Source organism: Sinorhizobium sp. NG07B, from assembly GCF_002532005.1.
GTDB classification, from domain to species: domain Bacteria; phylum Pseudomonadota; class Alphaproteobacteria; order Rhizobiales; family Rhizobiaceae; genus Sinorhizobium; species Sinorhizobium fredii_C.
Genome location: NZ_NWTD01000007.1, coordinates 16,212 through 32,622 on the forward strand (window position 1 = coordinate 16,212; position 16,411 = coordinate 32,622).

The window sequence follows — 16,411 nt, forward strand, 5'->3', positions numbered from 1 at the left end:
TTAATGCGCAAGAAGCTATTCGGCCTTACCCTCGCAGCCATGACAGCGCTGGCTGGCGTGACGCACGCTCAGGAGGAAAAGAAAGTGACGGTGGGCGTGTCTATCCCGGCGGCCGACCATGGCTGGACGGCCGGCGTGGTCTTCCATGCCGAGCGCGTCGCCAAGCTCCTGATGGAGCACAATCCGGGCCTGAACGTGATCGTCAAGACATCGCCCGATCCGGCAAGCCAGGCCAACGCCGTGCAGGATCTAGAGACACAGGGCATCGATGCGCTTGTTATCCTGCCCACCGATCCAGATCCGCTGGTCAACGCCATCAAGGAGGTGAAGGGCAAGGGTACTTTCGTCGCGCTTGTCGACCGCGCGCCAAGCGTCAACGACAATTCGGTGCGTGATCTCTATGTCGCGGGCAACAACCCCGCCCTCGGCCAGGTCGCCGGCGAATACATCAAGACAACGACGCCGGAGGCCGAAGTCGTCGTCATCCGCGGCCTTCCGATCCCGATCGACCAGCAGCGACAGGACGGTTTCGACAAGGGCATCGAAGGCTCAAACGTCAAGGTTCTCGACCGCCAGTACGGCAATTGGAACCGTGACGATGCCTTCAAGGTCATGCAGGACTACCTAACCAAATACCCGAAGATCGACGTCGTCTGGTGCCAGGACGACGACATGGCCGTCGGCGTACTGCAGGCCATCGAGCAGGCAAAGCGAACCGACATCCAGTACATCGTCGCCGGCGCCGGCTCAAAGGAAATGATCAAGAAGGTCATGGACGGCGACAAAATGGTCCCCGTCGACGTGCTCTATCCGCCTGCAATGATCGGCACCGCCCTCGAAATGACCGTCGCCCATTTCTACGGCCAGGTTCCGGTCCGCGGCGTCTACACGATTGACGCGACGCTGGTGACCAAGGACAACGCGAAGGACTTCTACTTCCCGGACTCGCCGTTCTGATCCGGAGCTGTGGCAAGGACGGCCCGCGTTTGGCGCGGGCCACCGTCTTCTCGGGCTCATGGCCGATCCGAGCTTTGACCTGGCACGGGCCTCAGCGTGCGCGACGCGGAGGCGGCCGTCAGCTCTTCACCACGGCCGGCCATTCGCTCGTCGTGCCGGGCTGCACCGGCCGCTCCAGATAGGTCGACAACACGACATAGCTCCGCGTCGCCTTGACGCCGGGTGTGTCGTAAAGGCGCGCCAGCAGGCCTTCGAGCGCATGGGTGCTTTCGGTTCTCACCTTGAGCAGCATGCAGGTGTCGCCTGCGACCGAGTGGATCTCCTCCACCTCCGGATATTCCTCGATCGCCAGCAGCGCCTGAGTCTTGCCCCAGCCGGTCGTATCCACATGGACGAAGGCGAGCAGCGTCTTGCCGACGGCCTCGGGATCGATCAGCGCCGCCACGCGCCGGATCGCCCCGGAACGCCGAAGGCGCTTCACACGCTCATGCGCGGCCGGCGGCGAAAGCCCGACGCGGTCGCCGAGCTCGGCGTAGCTCGTCGTCGCGTCCTCGACCAGCACGCCTAATAGTTTTCGGTCCATTGCATCGAGGTCGCGCTCCGGCAGGCGCTTCCGCCGAACGTCGTCTGTATTTTGATCCATTCCGCTATTTCTCCTTGATGCCGAACTTCGTTCTGAGATTATGCGGCAATGACGAACATCGATCAATCCGCTTCCTCATCCGCCGACCGGGCTCGCATTCCGCCCTTTGCCCTGCTGCTGACCGCCTCGATCGGCGTCATCGGCTCCAATTCGCTGGCGCTCGGACCGATCGCGCCGGAGGTGTCGCTAAGCCTCGGCACCGGCGTGCCAGCGGTGATGACGGCTTCCGCCGCTTTCGGACTCGGCACCGCGGCGAGCGCCGTCTTCCTCGGCCGCCTCATCGATCGGCACGGCCCGCGCCGCATGCTCGCGGCAGCGCTGCTACTTTTAGCCGGCGGACTTGCCACAAGCGCCGCCGCGCCGGCGTTGCCGCTGTTGGTCGCAGCCCAGCTCGTCGTCGGGATTGCCGCGGGCATTGCGCTTCCCGCCATCTATACGCTGGCCTCGGTGATCGCCCCGGCCGGGCGCGAGAGCGAGACGATCGGCCTGGTGCTGACCGGCTGGACGCTGAGCATGGTGGCCGGGGTGCCGCTGTCGGCGGCGATCGCCGATTTCGCCGGCTGGCGGGCGGTCTATCTCGTCGTCGCCGGAGCAGCGCTGACGGCCTGCGCCGGCGTTCGGCGCGCGGCGGTGCGGGAAGGACCCGCCGGCAGGACGACCTCGCCGCTAGCGGCGCTCGGCGTGCCCGGCGCGGCCTCGCTTCTTGTCGCCTGCGCGGCCTTCATGGCGGCTTTCTATGGGGTCTATGCCTATATCGGCGACCATTTGCATGGCGCCCTCGGCCTGCCCGTCAGTTCCAACGGCCTCCTTGCGGCCTCCTACGGCTTAGGCTTCGGTGGCGCGGCCTTCCTCGACCGTCTGATCGATCGCTTCGGTGCGGCGAGGCTGCTGCCGCTAATTTTTCTCGCGGTCGCCGGCGTCTATGTCGCGATGTCGGCAGCAAGCGGCTCCTATCCGGCGCTGCTCGCCGTCGTCTTTCTCTGGGGGCTCGCCAACCATTTCGGGCTGAACGTCCTCATCGTGCGGCTGACGGCGCTCGATCCCGCCCGACGCGGTGCGATCTTGGGGCTGAACAGCGGCGTCACCTATCTCGCCCTCTTTGCCGGCACGCTCGGCTTCGGCGCCGCCTATGCCGGGACGGATTTTTACGTTCTGCCGCTGGCCGCGGCGGGGCTGATGCTGGCCGCCGCAGTCTCGGCAGCCCGCGCGCCGCGCCACTCCTCAATGCAGTAGGCTGTGCTTGGCGACCAGAGTGACCTCGCGCGTGAGCTCGGTCAGCCGGTCGGCGGCAAGGCGGTTGATCTGCCAGTACAAGGGAACGTCCAACGGCGTGCCGGGGATCAGCTCGACCAGTCGGCCGGACTCCAGATGGTCGCGCGCAAGCTGTATCGGATTCATCGCCCAGCCCATGCCCGCAAGACTCGCCTCGAGGAAGCCTTGCGTCGACGGCAGCCAGTGGGTCGGATAGGTCAGCTCTTCCCCGAGCGCCTGGCGGATCCACCGGCTTTGCAGCCTGTCCTTCTGATTGAACGTAAGGGCCGGCGCACTGGTTATCGCTTCCGGCGTGACGCCCTCAGTAAAGTGCCGGGCAACGAAGTCGGGGCTCGCCGTCGCATGATAGCGGAGCGTGCCGAGAGACACACGCCGGCACCCTTGGATCGGCTTTTCCAGACTGGTGACGGCGGCAATCACTCGCCCCTTTTGCAGCCATTCGGCGGTATGGTCCTCGTCGTCGAGGGCGATGTTCAGCAGGTAGGGCGAGCGCTTGGCGAAGTTCGAGACCGCCGCGACGAACCAGGTTCCGAGGCTGTCGGCGCTTGTCGCAATGTTCAGTGTCACCCTTTGCCGCCGTTCGCCCGGACCGACGAGGGCAGGCAGGTGCGCGAGCAACTCGCCTTCGAGCATGCCGACATTCTCCATATGACGGCAGAGCCATTCTCCCTTCTCCGTCGCGGTGCAGGGATTTCCCCTGGCGATCAGGACGACGCCGAGCCGTTCCTCGAGCTGCTTCACCCGCTGGGAGACGGCCGAGGGCGTCACGTTGAGGACGCCGGCGGCCTTTTCGAAGCTGCCCGTCTGGACGACGGCCGTGACGGCACGGAGAGCGGAATAATCGAGCATGGCTTAGTTTTACTTAATTGAAGTTAGCAACATTAACTAGCCTGAATTCTTCCGTCGCGATACCGGAAACGCTCATCTCGTTTCTGGAGCGCTTCGCAGGTATGAATTTTTCGGTTTATGTCACAGGCCTGATGATGGGGCTCAGCCTGATTGTGGCGATCGGCGCGCAGAATGCCTTTGTGCTGCGCCAGGGGCTGCGCAACGAGCACGTGTTCGCCGTCTGCCTTGCCTGCGCCCTGTCCGATACCTTGCTGATCGTCCTGGGGGTGACCAGCTTCCGGCAGATTGCCACGCTTCTGCCTTGGCTCGACACGGCCATGCGCTATGGCGGGGCGGCGTTCCTGATCTGGTACGGCGCCAAGAACCTCTATTCCGCCCTGCGGTCGTCCGGAGCCTTGGCGGCCGGAGAGGAGAGAGCGTCGAGCTTTCGGCAGACCGTTCTGACATGCCTGGCGCTCACCTGGCTCAATCCGCATGTCTATCTCGACACGGTCGTGTTGCTCGGCACGATCTCGACCCGATTTCCGAGTGGCGAGCTTTCGTTCACGACAGGCGCCGTCACCGCCTCCTTCCTGTTCTTCTTTTCGCTCGGCTATGGCGCCACATGGCTGCGACCGATCTTCTCAAACCCGCTGTCCTGGCGAATCCTGGAAACGCTCATTGCTTTTACAATGTGGATGATCGCCTCTAAACTCTTGACCGGAATGTGATTCCGCCGCGCCTCGCAGATTTCCTCGGCTCATAAGGTCCCAAAAGCTTGTCCACCTCCGTCCACCAGCTTCTGCTTGTCTACGCCGCCTATGTGATCGCCGCCGCCAGTCCGGGCCCCAGCAACATGCAGATCATGGGCGTTGCGATGAATAACGGCAGACGGGCAGCACTCCTCCTGGCAGCCGGCGTCGTCAGCGGATCGATCTTCTGGGGCATGATGGCCGCCACCGGCATCTCGGCCCTGCTGACCCGCTACGCCGAAGCCCTGATCGTACTCAAAATCTTCGGCGGCCTCTATCTCCTCTATCTCGCCTTCAAGGCTGCAAGGGCGGCTCTATCTTCCGGCGACAAGGCGGTACAGCCGTCGGGCGGTGATGCCCTCTGCGGATCGGCTCTCTATCGGCGGGGATTGCTGATGCATCTCACCAATCCGAAATCCGTGCTCGCATGGATCGCCTTGGTGACGCTCGGTCTCGGACCGGAAACGTCGTGGCACAGGCTCGGCGCGATCCTCGGCGGCTGCGCGGCTCTGAGCGTCACCATCTTTTGCGGCTATGCCGTTGTATTTTCGACCGCGCCGATGGTGCGCCTCTATCGCCGCGCGCGGCGCTGGATCGAAGGTCTGTTGGCCGTGTTTTTCGGCGTGGCCGGCCTGCGGCTGTTGCTGTCTCGCGCTTGAAGAGGAAAACGATCGTGACGCTCTTCACCGGCCTTTCGGCCTTTTCCATGACCCCGACCGATGCTGCCGGCAATGTCGACACGGGCGCACTTGCGCGTTTGCTCGAGCGTATTCATCTCGCCGGGGTCGACTCGATCGGGCTGCTTGGCAGCACGGGCGGCTACGCCTTTCTCTCACGTGGCGAGCGGCGACGCGCCGTCGAGGCGGCGATGGATTGCGTCGGCGGAAAGACGCCTGTCATCGTCGGCGTCGGGGCGCTTCGAACCGACGAGGCGCAGGCATTGGCGCGGGATGCCAGGTCCGCCGGCGCTGACGGCTTGCTGCTGGCGCCCATGTCCTATACGCCGCTCTTCGAAGAAGAGGTCTACCAGCACTTCGCCGCTGTCGCCGATGCGGGGCAATTGCCGCTCTGCATCTACAACAATCCGGGCACCACAAGATTTAACTTCAGCGACGCGTTGATTGCGCGGCTCGCGAAGGTCGCGCACATCGCGGCGGTGAAGATGCCATTGCCGCAGGACGACGCCTTCGAGGGCGAAATGGCGCGCCTTCGCGGCGAAACACCGCGAGGTTTCTCGATCGGCTACAGTGGCGATTGGGGAGCGGCGGCGGCGCTGCTGGCAGGCTGCGACGCCTGGTACAGCGTGATCGCCGGCCTCTTGCCCTCGGAAGCCTTGGCGCTTACCCGGGCCGCGCAAGCCAGCGATGTTGCCGAGGTCGAGCGGCTCGACCAGGCATTTCAACCCTTGTGGAGCCTGTTCAAGGCGTTCGGCAGCTTCCGCGTCATGTACGCGATCGCGGAAGCGCTCGGCCTTTGCCGGGCCGACCCGCCGTGCCCGATTTTGCCATTGCCGCAATCCGAAATGGCAGGAGTGAAGAACGCCCTTGATCGCGTGCTTGGCTGACCGGCCGGCTCCCGCCAGAGCCGCGATGCCAGCCGCATCAGGCCGCCGGCAGGGCTTCCGGCAGGGCGAAAGTCCGCTCATCAGGCAGGTGATGCTCGATCCGATCCCCTACGCGCATCTTTGTTCTTTATTTGTTCCAGCCGGTGTGCAATGCTCGTTCCGGGATATCCGACGAGGTCGCAAATGGACGACAAGCGCGCATTGTTTCGGAAGTTGCATGAGGGCCCCGAAGCCTTCATCATTCCCAATCCCTGGGACATCGGCACCGCCAGAATCCTGGCGGCCATGGGTTTCCCAGCTCTTGCCACGACCAGCGCCGGCATGGCGTTCTCGCTCGGCTTGCCAGAGGGTTCCGCCTCGCGCGAACAGACGCTTGCCCACTGCGGGGCGATCGTCGATGCGACGCCACTGCCGGTTTCGGCCGATCTCGAAAAAGGCTTCGGAGACGATCCCAAGAGTGCTGCGGAGACCGTCGCGGCGGCGGCCGGCATCGGCTTGGCCGGCTGTTCCCTCGAAGACCACACGGGAGATCGGAGCCGTCCGATCTTCGACTTCGCTCTGGCGGTCGAGCGGATCGAGGCGGCCGCCGAGGCCTCTCGGTCCCTTCCTCACGATTTCGTTCTGACGGCTCGGTGCGAGAATTTCCTCTGGGGACGCGCCGATCTCGACGACACGATCAGGCGGCTGCAAGCTTTCGAGCGGGCCGGGGCCGATGTGCTCTACGCGCCCGGCCTGGCCGACCTCAATTCGATCCGAGCTGTGTGCGATGCCCTCACGAAGCCGGTCAACGTCGTGATGGGCATGCCGGGGGCGACGTTCAGCCTGGCGGATCTGGCCGAGGCCGGAGCGAAGCGCATCAGTGTCGGTTCCGCCCTGGCGCGCCTTGCTTACGGTGCAATGGTGGACGCTGCGCGGGAGATGCGGTCGCAGGGGACCTTCCGGTTCTCGGAGAAAGCCATGGGCTTTGCGGAACTGGAGGGATTATTCCGCGCATCATCATAGACGAGATCAGCCTCTCGCGGATGGAAGCTCGCCCTGCGCGCCAGCTAGCAGCGCCACCGTCTGCTGGCGGATCGCCCCGCCGGCACCTGAACGGTGCTCGCGCGCGAAACATGCAAGCGCACCGGATGTCATGCGGCACTGTGCCTTGCCTGCCGCAACGGTGCATCGCGCGTGCGCCGTCACGACCCGCCGGCGCAGTTGGGCAGGCAGGGTCGGCCGAGGTATTTCCGATTGGGCAGGCATTCTGCCCATAAATTCCCCGACCTTTCGGTCCTGCTCAACCACCCCGGGAGGCCTCAAGCGGCAGCGCCGTCGCCGCACCGGGAATCGTGATAACCCAAGGCCGGTGTGATAAACTCGTTCCTCCCGGAAGGAGTGGTCGAGGAGAGGCCATATGAATATTGCAACTTGGCTCAAGAGCTTGGGCCTGGAGCAGTATGTTCCGGCCTTCGACGACAACGCAATTGATGCCGATATCCTACCCCGCCTGACGGCCGATGACTTGAAAGAAATCGGCGTAGGCGCGCTGGGCCACCGCAAGCGCATCCTCGAGGCGATAGCCGAGTTGCAAGGACAGCCTGAGACGGCGTCGAGGAAGCCAGATTCGGTCTCACCAATTCCAATGTCGCCGTCGGTAGAACAGCGCGGCGAACCTGGACGCCCGCGCGAGGCAGAACGGCGGCAACTGACGGTCATGTTTGTGGATCTCGTCGGTTCTACCGCGCTTGCCACGCGGCTTGACCCGGAGGACATGCGCGACCTCCTGAGGCAGTTCCAGAATACCACGGCTGGCGAAGTCCTTCGCTTCGCGGGATACGTCGCGAAACTCATGGGCGACGGCGTGTTGGCCTATTTCGGTTGGCCGCAGGCACACGAAGACGAAGCGGAACGCGCCGTTCGTGCGGCGCTTGCGGTCGTCAGTGCCGTGAATGGTCTGCCCGTCAAGGACGGTCAGCAACTCTCGGTCCGGATCGGAATCGCCACCGGGGTGGTGGTTGTTGGTGACCTCATCGGCATCGGGTCAGCACAGGAGAACGCAGTTGTCGGAGAGACTCCCAATCTTGCCGCGCGCCTCCAGGCAATTGCCGAGCCTGGAACGGTCGTCATTTCCGAGCTTACCTACCGCCTTATCGGAAATATGTTCGAGATAACCAGCATTCGGCCACAGAAGCTAGCAGGGTTCGACACCCCCGTCAGCGCATTCAAAGTGATTGGAGAGGGTGGCGCGGAGAGTCGGTTCGACGCGCTTCATGCAAACGAATCTGCGCCGCTTGCCGGGCGCGACCACGATATCGCCTTGCTGCTCGATCGGTGGCGGCTGGCGGCGTCCGGTGAAGGACAAGTGGTCGAACTGTTCGGCGAGGCCGGTATTGGCAAGTCCCGTATTCTGCAGGAATTGCGGGAGCACATGAAAGACGAGCCACATACGCGACTGCGATACTACTGCTCGCCCTATCACGTGGAAAGCGCCCTCTATCCTGTCGCGGATCAGCTGCTCCGAGCTGGAGGCATAAGGCGGACCGACCCTCCCGAGCGTCAGCTTGACTTGCTTGAGCAACTCCTCGCCGGTTCGACCAGGCACCCAAACGACGCCATACCGCTGATCGCGGCATTGCTGTCCATCCCCACCGAGGGGCGCTACCCTAAGATCGACCTTATGGCGCAGAAGCAAAAGACGCGCACGTTCGAGGTGCTGTTCGAGCAACTAGAGGCCCTTGCACGCAGCCAACCAGTGCTGATGCTGCTTGAAGACGCGCATTTCCTGGATCCGACATCGGCCGAGCTATTTGACCAGATCGCAGGTCGGATTCAGCGACTACCTGTAATGCTGATTGCAACATCGCGACCGGAAGGCGCGGCCCGCTGGAGCGGTCTTCCGCACGCGACGTTCTTGACGCTGAACCGGCTCAGCCGTGCCCAAGCGGCCTCTATCATTGCAGCGATGACCGGCGGCAAACAGCTACCGGCCGAAGTGCTGGACCAGATACTCTCGAAGACCGAAGGCGTTCCGCTGTTCGTGGAAGAATTGACCAAGGTCGTCCTGGAATCGGGCCTGCTTGAAGTACGAGATGGCGAGCTGGTTCTGGCTGGCCCGTTACCGCCGCTCGCGGTTCCCGCGACGTTGCACGACTCGCTGATGGCCCGCCTCGATCGCTTGGATTCCATAAGAGACGTGGCGCAAGTCGGGGCGGTGATCGGACGCGAGTTCACGCACGAGCTGCTGGCGGCAGCAACGGGCCTGCCCGAATTGGAGCTTGAGCGCGCAACGAGCCAGCTAGTAGCAGCCGGCCTTGTTTTCCGCCGCGGCAGTGACGGTCAAGCAACCTATGCCTTCAAGCATGCACTGGTCCAGGATGCCGCGTACAGCAGTTTGCTGCACAGCCGTCGTCAGCAGCTGCACGCCCGGATCGCTTTGATACTCGAGGAACGCTTCCCCGAAATCGTGACGACAGAGCCCGAACTGCTTGCGCACCACTTTGGTCAAGCGGGCCTTTTGGACAGGGCTGTCGAGTACAATGAACTCGCTGGTCGCCGGGCGCTTTCACGCTCCGCTTTGACGGAAGCGCGTACGCGTTTCGACAACGCCCTTAGCGGGCTTTCGGCGATACCTCCGTCCGAAGAGCGTTCGCGCCGAGAACTTTCAATCCAACTGGCGCTCGGCAGCACGCATGTTGCTGCGCACGGCTTCGCCGCGCCTCCCACAGCAGATGCCTATGGTCGAGCGCGCCAGCTTTGTGAAGAGCTGGGCGAGACGCGTCTGCTCTTCCCGGTGCTTTACGGACTATGCCTCTACCACCTCTATGCTGCCGAACTGGCGGAAGCACGCAGTGCGGCCAACCGGCTGCTTGAATTGGCGGAACCGAGCAATGATCGCGGACTTTCCTTCTTTGCTCACCGGGCCGCCGGCGTCAGCTCATTGCCTGCCGGTGAGTTCGTCAGCGCCCGGGCACATCTGGAGGAGGCTCTTGCACTTTACAATCCTCGAGAGCACCGATCGCCGGCATTTGTCTACGCCTTTGATCCGCGCGTGGTGTGCCTGGATTATCTCGCCCGCACATTGCTGCCACTCGGCTTTCCCGATCAGGCATTGGCAGCAAACGACGAAGCGCTTGCTGAAGCGCATCGTGTGGGTCATCGCAACAGCCTCGCCCTGCCACTGTTCTTTGGCGGAGTCATCCGCCAGATTCTCGGCGACCACCAAGGCGTCCAGGAGCGGTGCTCGGAACTGACCCGCATTGCCACGGAAGCCGGATTCCGCTTCTGGCTTGCCGGTGCCACAATGCTGAACGCTTGGACAATCGCCGACGCAGGCGATTTCGATCGTGGACGCCTCGAACTCCAACGAGGTCTTGCTGAATGGCGCGATACCGGCGCAGATTACATGGTTCCCTATTTCATCGCTCTTCAGGCGCAGATCGAACTGAGAGCGGGCGACCCGGGTGCTGCACTCGTTTTGCTCGAAACAGCCGAGGCAAAGATGGAACGTACCAAGGAGCGTTGGTTTGCGGCCGAGATACTTCGCCTCCACGGGGAGGTACTGCTGCAACTTGGAGAGGACAGAGCCAGAAATTCCGGGGATCTTCTTGTGGAGGCAATGGCGACGGCACGGGCTCAGCGCGCGCGCTTCTGGGAACTGCGTGCGGCGCTGGTCCTCGTTCGAGCCGGCCTTCCCGCACCAGGCGCTCGCGAGCAGCTCGCACTGATTTTTTCCGGGTTTACCGAGGGCCTGACGTTGCCTGACCTGCAAGCCGCACATGCGCTCACGGCAACAGCTGAAGGGCTTCGGGCGGCCAACTGATTGATCCGGCCAGGGAGGATGCGATGACAAAGGCGTCTGAAAATATCCGCGGCGAAATTCAGCGGGCAAACGATGAATGGAATGCAGCCTTCAACAGCGGCAAAGCTGACGCGGTAGCCGCACTCTATGCGCCGGATGCGGTCGTTTTGCCGTCTACACACGCAGTTGTCAGGGGAACAAGCGCAATCGAAGACTTTTGGAATGGCTTGATCTCGGCTGGAGTGAAGGATCATCGAATCGAGATGATCGATGCCCAGTCAGGTGCCGACATCGCCTATGCAATAGGGAAGTGGTCGGCCAATGCTCCCGGCGAAGACGGTGAAACGCAGCGCTACGAGGGGACTGTCGTTACGGTCTTCCGACGCCAAGGCGACGGATCCTGGAAAGCTTGTCTCCACACATGGAATTGAGCCTGCGCCGCGGCTGAGCATGAGGCCGGACCTGATTTAGGGTGGAAATCGCTGCCGGCCGGCACGCGCGTCCAGTCATGGATGGGCCGCCCCGACCCCCTCCCCGCCCTTCAGATAGCTCACCACTGCGTCGGCGATCATCGTGCGGTGGCGGCCGATCGTCGCAGGTTCGGATAGGTCGCGGCGGAAGATCGTGCCGAAGGTGTAGCGGTTCGAGACGCGGAAGAAGCAGAAGGCGCTGATCAGCATGTGGATGTCGATCGGATCGGCCTTGCGGCGGAAGGTGCCGTCGGCGAGGCCGCGCTCGACGATCGCGTCGATCGTCTGGATCACCGAGACGTTCAGCTCGCGAATAGCCTCCGAGCGCAGCATGTGGACGGCGTGGTGGATGTTCTCGATGCTGACCAGGCGGACGAAGTCGGGATTGGCCTCGTCGTGGTCGAAGGTGGTGGCGATCAGCGTGCGGAGCGCCTGTTCGGGCGGCAGGTTGGCAAGCTCCAGATCGGCTTCGAGCGTGCGGATCTTGCGATAGGAGCGCTCCAGCACGGCGAGATAGAGCGCTTCCTTGCTGCCGAAATAATAATAGATCATCCGCTTCGAGGTGCGGGTGCGTTCGGCGATCTGATCCACCCGGGCGCCCGCCAGCCCGTGGGTGGAAAACTCCTCTGTCGCCACCTCCAGAATGTCTTCCTGTGTTCTCGCCGGATCGTTCTTCCTGCCGTTCATCTGCCGTTCGGCCATCGTCGCGCGTCGCCCCCATCTTCCACGAGCCCTTGTTCCGTTGACCTTATTGCCCGCTTCTCCAGATCGAGCCGGAGGCCCCTCTCCCAAGCGATGCATCAAGACATATTCTACCTTGCCGCTTCGTTTCAATAGCAAGCCACTTGACATCCGAACTAGTTAGTACATTTTAACGGAAGAGGGCCGAACCCGCGGAGGAGCGCGGGGTTCTGGCGGCCGGAACCCTCCGGCATTGGGAGACAAGCTCGCGCAAGCGCGTCCGCCAGGGCTCGCCTGTCGCCTGGGAGGAGCGCATGACCCGCATCATCGATTTCTATTTCTTCGCGCTGAAGGTGACGATCGCCCTGCTGCTCGCCGGCATGGTCGTGCTCGTCTTCGGCAATGTCGTTCTGCGCTATGCCTTGAACCAGGGAATCACGGTTTCAGAGGAGCTGTCGCGCATCTTCTTCGTCTGGCTGACCTTCCTTGGCGCCGTCGTCGCCATGCGCGAGCATGGCCATCTCGGCGTCGATACACTCATCAAGCGGCTGCCGACGCTCGGCGCGAAGATCGCCGTGCTCATCGGCCATGCGCTGATGCTCTATGCCACCTGGCTGATGATCAGCGGCAGCTGGGCGCAGACGCTGATCAATCTTCATGTCGACGCGCCGGCCACCGGCCTTTCCATGGGCTTCTTCTATGGCGCCGGTCTTGCCTTCGGCATTCCCGCCTTCCTGATCCTCCTTTCCGACGCCTTCGCCATCGCCACCGGCCGTATCGACATAGCGACCGTCGAACTCGTGCGCGACAGCGAGGACGAGGTGATCCTCGACGATCTGCCAGAGCCCGCGCTCGGGCCGGTCTCCGCGAAGCACTGAGGAGGCGAGCATGACCGTATCTATCTTTATCGGCGCTCTGCTCGGTCCGATGGCGCTCGGCGTGCCCATCGCCTTCGCCTTGGTCCTCAGCGGCGTAGCGCTGATGCTCTATCTCGGCCTCTTCGACGCGCAGATCGTCGCGCAGAACGTTCTGAACGGCGCCGATAGCTTTCCGCTGATGGCGGTGCCTTTCTTCCTGCTTGCCGGCGAGGTGATGAACACCGGCGGCCTTTCGCGCCGCATCATCGCGCTGGCGATGGCGATGGTCGGCCATATCCGCGGCGGTCTCGGCTTCGTGGCGATCTTCGCCGCCTGCATCCTTTCGAGCCTCTCGGGCTCGGCGGTTGCCGATGCGGCGGCGCTCGGCGCGCTGCTGCTGCCGATGATGCTGAAGAGCGGCCATGACGCGGCGCGCGCCGGCGGCCTGCTTGCGTCGGCCTCGATCATCGGCCCGATCATTCCGCCGTCGATCGGCTTTATCCTCTACGGCGTCGTCGGCGGCGTCTCGATCACCAAGCTGTTCCTCGCCGGCATCTTTCCCGGCCTGATGATCGCCGCCGCACTCTGCATCACCTGGTTTCTCGTCGCCCGCAAGGAACAGTTCGAGCTGCCGCCGCGGGAGACGGGCGCGGTGCGCCTCAAGGCGTTGGCCGACAGCATCTGGGCGCTCATGCTGCCGGTGATCATCATCGTCGGGCTGAAATTCGGCGTCTTCACGCCGACGGAAGCGGGCGTCGTCGCCGCCGTCTATTCGCTCTTCGTCGCCATGGTCCTCTATCGCGAGCTGCCGCCGGCCCAGCTCTTCCACGTCTTCGTCTCGGCCGCCAAGATCACCGCCGTCGTCATGTTCCTGGTCGCCTGCGCCGCGGTCTCCGCCTGGCTGATCACCGTGGCCGACGTGCCCGGCGCGCTTGCCGCCCTGGTCGAGCCGCTGATGGACAACCAGACGGCGCTGCTCATCGCCATCATGGCGCTGATCGTCGTCGTCGGCACCGCCATGGACATGACGCCGACCATCCTGGTGATGACGCCGGTGCTGATGCCGATCATCAAGCAGGCGGGCATCGACCCGGTCTATTTCGGCGTGCTGTTCATCATCAACAACTCGATCGGCCTGATCACGCCGCCGGTCGGCACCGTGCTCAACGTCATCTGCGGCGTCTCGAAGCTGTCGATGGAAGAGTTGATGAAGGGCGTGATGCCCTTCCTGATCGCCGAGCTGATCGTCCTGTTCCTGCTCGTTCTGTTCCCCGAACTGGTAACCGTGCCGGTCTCCTGGTTCGGGCACTGACACAGATTTTTACGCATTCAACACGGCCGGTGGGAGTACCGGTCCAACCCTGGGAGGAAAACATGTTAAACGGACTGACCAAACTGGCGCTGGGCCTCACCCTGCCGCTCGCCTTGATGGCTGCCGGGCCGACCAACGCGGAGATCGGCGAACACACGCTGAAATTCGCCTCGGCCAACAACAAGGGTCACCCGCAGGTGACCGGCATGGAGAAATTCGCCGAGCTGGTGAAGGAAAAGAGCGGCGGCAAGATCGAGGTCAAGCTCTTCCCGGGCGGCACGCTCGGCGGCGATGTGCAGACGATCTCGGCGCTGCAGGGCGGCGTGGTCGAAATGACGGTGCTGAACGCCGGCATCCTCGCCAACAACGTCAAGCAGTTCGGCGCCGTCGACCTGCCCTTCCTCTTCAACAGCGGCGAGGAAGCCGACAAGGTGATGGACGGCCCGTTCGGCGAGAGCCTCACGAAGCTGCTGCCCGATACCGGCCTCGTCGGGCTCGGCTATTGGGAGCTCGGCTTCCGCAACCTCACCAACAACCGCCATCCGGTGACCAAGCTCGAGGACATCAAGGGGCTGAAGATCCGCACCATCCAGTCGCCGATCCCGCTCGAACTCTTCAACACGCTCGGCGCCAATGCCGTGCCGCTCCCCTACACCGAACTCTATACCGCGCTCGAGACCGGAACGGTCGACGGCCAGGAGAATCCGGCGGCAAACATCCTCAACGCCAAGTTCTACGAGGTGCAGAAGTACATGACGCTCACCCGTCACCAGTACAACCCGCAGATCGTGCTCGTCAGCAAGAAGTTCTGGGACGGGCTGAATGACGAGGAAAAGGCCGTGCTGCAGGCGGCCGCGACCGAGGCGCGCGACTTCCAGCGCAAGGTTTCGCGCGAGAAGGATGCCGAGGCGCTCGAGGAGATCAAGAAGACCGGCATGGAGGTGAGCGAACTCAGCCCCGAGGAAACGCAGAAGCTGCGCGATGCCGTTAAGCCGGTGATCGAGAAGTTCAAGGCCGAGATCGGCAGTGAGACGGTCGAGGCGCTGTTCAAGGAGATCGGCGCCGCACGCGGCCAGTAGCGGCCGGCCAATCGTCCGGTCCGCCCGATCCCAAGCGGCGGACCGGAAGACCCTCGCGACGGGACGGATAAAGTGAGAGCGGAAAGCATGACCGAGACGCTTGTAAGACCCTTGAAGGCCGGCCTGATCGGCGCCGGCATCCAGGCCTCGCTGACCCCGGCGATGCACATGGCCGAGGGTGCCGCCCAGGGGCTCAGCTATCACTACGAGCTGATCGACCTGCAGGCGCTCGGCGCCACGGAGGACGACCTGCCGCGTCTCATCGCCGAAGCGGAAGCCCGCGGGCTTGCCGGCCTCAACATCACCCATCCCTGCAAGCAGGCGGTGATCGTCCATCTCGACGAGCTCGCCCCCGACGCCCGCCGGCTCGGCGCCGTCAACACCGTGGTGCTCAAGGGCGGCCGGCGCTATGGCCACAACACCGACTGGTGGGGCTTTGCCGAGGCATTCCGGCGCGGCCTCCCCGACGCGGACCTCTCCTCCGCCGTCCAGCTCGGCGCCGGCGGCGCTGGCGTCGCGACGGCCTATGCGGCGCTGTCGCTCGGCTTGCGGCAGCTTACCGTCTTCGACCGCGAGCCGGAACGGGCCGAAGCACTCGCCGACATGCTCTCGCCGCTCTTCCCCGAGGCGGAGATCGCGGCAGGCGCCGATCTCGCCGCGGCGATGGCCGAGGCGGCCGGGCTGATCCATGCGACGCCGACCGGCATGGCGAAATATCCGGGGCTGCCGCTCGATGCTGCGCTGCTTGAGTCCGGCCACTGGGTCGCCGAGATCGTCTATTTCCCGCTGGAAACGGCGCTGCTGAAGGAAGCCAGGCGCCGCGGCTGCCGCACGCTCGACGGCGGCGGCATGGCCGTGTTCCAGGCCGTCGGCGCCTTCCGGCTGTTCACCGGGCTTGAGCCGGATGCGGCGCGGATGCTCGAGCATTTCCGGGCGATGACGGGGTGAGGGTTTCGGGGGCTGTGGCGCGAGGAGCATCTACTGAACTGCCGGGCGACACCCCCCTCTGCCCTGCCGGGCATCTCCCCCGCAAGGGTGGAGATGGGCAGGAGGCACCGTCGTCGGCCACGGCCACGCGGCAAGGAGGTTGGCGCCGTCGATGAGAGGAGCGGGGCGCCTGCATCTAGTCGATCTCCCCCTTGCGGGGGAGATGCCCGGCAGGGCACAGGGGGGTGTCGCCCGCCTCCCATTTTTCGCATTTCGATTCTAACCGCGA

At 63.9% G+C, this 16,411-nt stretch carries 15 protein-coding genes; 12 read left to right on the forward strand and 3 right to left on the reverse strand.

Features of this window, described 5'->3' with window-relative positions; all coding sequences use genetic code 11:
• The first annotated feature begins 3 nt into the window (after positions 1 to 3).
• Entirely contained in the window at positions 4 to 957 is a 954-nt protein-coding gene (locus CO664_RS21125) for a substrate-binding domain-containing protein (RefSeq protein ID WP_097539803.1), read from the forward strand.
• 118 nt (positions 958 to 1,075) lie between these two features.
• Here CO664_RS21125 and CO664_RS21130 read toward each other — a convergent pair whose 3' ends face one another.
• Positions 1,076 to 1,600 carry an Lrp/AsnC family transcriptional regulator gene (locus tag CO664_RS21130; protein ID WP_037421450.1) on the reverse strand — a complete coding sequence of 175 codons (525 nt, stop codon included), beginning with the start codon at positions 1,598 to 1,600 and terminating at the stop codon, positions 1,076 to 1,078.
• Between the two features lie 48 nt (positions 1,601 to 1,648).
• Here CO664_RS21130 and CO664_RS21135 point away from each other — a divergent pair, with 48 nt between their 5' ends.
• Positions 1,649 to 2,833 (forward strand): MFS transporter, encoded by a 1,185-nt coding sequence (locus CO664_RS21135; RefSeq protein ID WP_097539804.1) that lies wholly within the window; start codon positions 1,649 to 1,651, stop codon positions 2,831 to 2,833.
• On the opposite strand, the gene CO664_RS21140 is transcribed toward CO664_RS21135, so the two are convergent.
• Positions 2,822 to 3,721 carry a LysR family transcriptional regulator ArgP gene (locus CO664_RS21140; protein WP_097526968.1) on the reverse strand — a complete coding sequence of 300 codons (900 nt, stop codon included), beginning with the start codon at positions 3,719 to 3,721 and terminating at the stop codon, positions 2,822 to 2,824. The two genes, CO664_RS21135 and CO664_RS21140, sit on opposite strands and share 12 nt — an antisense overlap.
• 101 nt (positions 3,722 to 3,822) lie before the next feature.
• On the opposite strand from CO664_RS21140, the gene CO664_RS21145 reads away from it, so the two are divergent.
• From CO664_RS21145 to CO664_RS21170, 6 genes are all read left to right on the forward strand, one after another.
• Complete coding sequence (locus tag CO664_RS21145; protein ID WP_097539805.1) at positions 3,823 to 4,431, forward strand: LysE/ArgO family amino acid transporter; 609 nt, start codon at positions 3,823 to 3,825, stop codon at positions 4,429 to 4,431.
• Between the two features lie 47 nt (positions 4,432 to 4,478).
• Positions 4,479 to 5,111 (forward strand): LysE family translocator, encoded by a 633-nt coding sequence (locus tag CO664_RS21150; RefSeq protein WP_097539806.1) that lies wholly within the window; start codon positions 4,479 to 4,481, stop codon positions 5,109 to 5,111.
• Between the two features lie 14 nt (positions 5,112 to 5,125).
• On the forward strand, positions 5,126 to 6,016 hold the full coding sequence (locus CO664_RS21155) for a dihydrodipicolinate synthase family protein (RefSeq protein WP_097539807.1): 891 nt from the start codon (positions 5,126 to 5,128) through the stop codon (positions 6,014 to 6,016).
• A 183-nt stretch (positions 6,017 to 6,199) separates the two neighbouring features.
• On the forward strand, positions 6,200 to 7,018 hold the full coding sequence (locus CO664_RS21160) for an isocitrate lyase/phosphoenolpyruvate mutase family protein (protein WP_097526964.1): 819 nt from the start codon (positions 6,200 to 6,202) through the stop codon (positions 7,016 to 7,018).
• A 394-nt stretch (positions 7,019 to 7,412) separates the two neighbouring features.
• Positions 7,413 to 10,817 (forward strand): adenylate/guanylate cyclase domain-containing protein, encoded by a 3,405-nt coding sequence (locus CO664_RS21165; RefSeq protein WP_097539808.1) that lies wholly within the window; start codon positions 7,413 to 7,415, stop codon positions 10,815 to 10,817.
• A 23-nt stretch (positions 10,818 to 10,840) separates the two neighbouring features.
• On the forward strand, positions 10,841 to 11,227 hold the full coding sequence (locus CO664_RS21170; protein ID WP_097539809.1) for an SgcJ/EcaC family oxidoreductase: 387 nt from the start codon (positions 10,841 to 10,843) through the stop codon (positions 11,225 to 11,227).
• 75 nt (positions 11,228 to 11,302) lie between these two features.
• Here the strand turns inward: CO664_RS21170 and CO664_RS21175 are convergent, their stop codons facing one another.
• Positions 11,303 to 11,968 carry a TetR family transcriptional regulator gene (locus tag CO664_RS21175; RefSeq protein WP_097526961.1) on the reverse strand — a complete coding sequence of 222 codons (666 nt, stop codon included), beginning with the start codon at positions 11,966 to 11,968 and terminating at the stop codon, positions 11,303 to 11,305.
• Positions 11,969 to 12,261: 293 nt separating this feature from the next.
• Here CO664_RS21175 and CO664_RS21180 point away from each other — a divergent pair, with 293 nt between their 5' ends.
• From CO664_RS21180 to CO664_RS21195, 4 genes are all read left to right on the forward strand, one after another.
• A complete protein-coding gene (locus CO664_RS21180; RefSeq protein ID WP_097539810.1) occupies positions 12,262 to 12,825 on the forward strand; it encodes a TRAP transporter small permease in 564 nt (187 codons plus the stop codon).
• A gap of 10 nt (positions 12,826 to 12,835) precedes the next feature.
• A complete protein-coding gene (locus tag CO664_RS21185) occupies positions 12,836 to 14,116 on the forward strand; it encodes a TRAP transporter large permease subunit (RefSeq protein ID WP_097539811.1) in 1,281 nt (426 codons plus the stop codon).
• Positions 14,117 to 14,178: 62 nt separating this feature from the next.
• On the forward strand, positions 14,179 to 15,195 hold the full coding sequence (locus tag CO664_RS21190; protein ID WP_097539812.1) for a TRAP transporter substrate-binding protein: 1,017 nt from the start codon (positions 14,179 to 14,181) through the stop codon (positions 15,193 to 15,195).
• 87 nt (positions 15,196 to 15,282) lie between these two features.
• Positions 15,283 to 16,143, forward strand: coding sequence for a shikimate dehydrogenase (locus CO664_RS21195; RefSeq protein ID WP_097526957.1), 861 nt, complete (start codon positions 15,283 to 15,285; stop codon positions 16,141 to 16,143).
• Positions 16,144 to 16,411 lie beyond the last annotated feature (268 nt).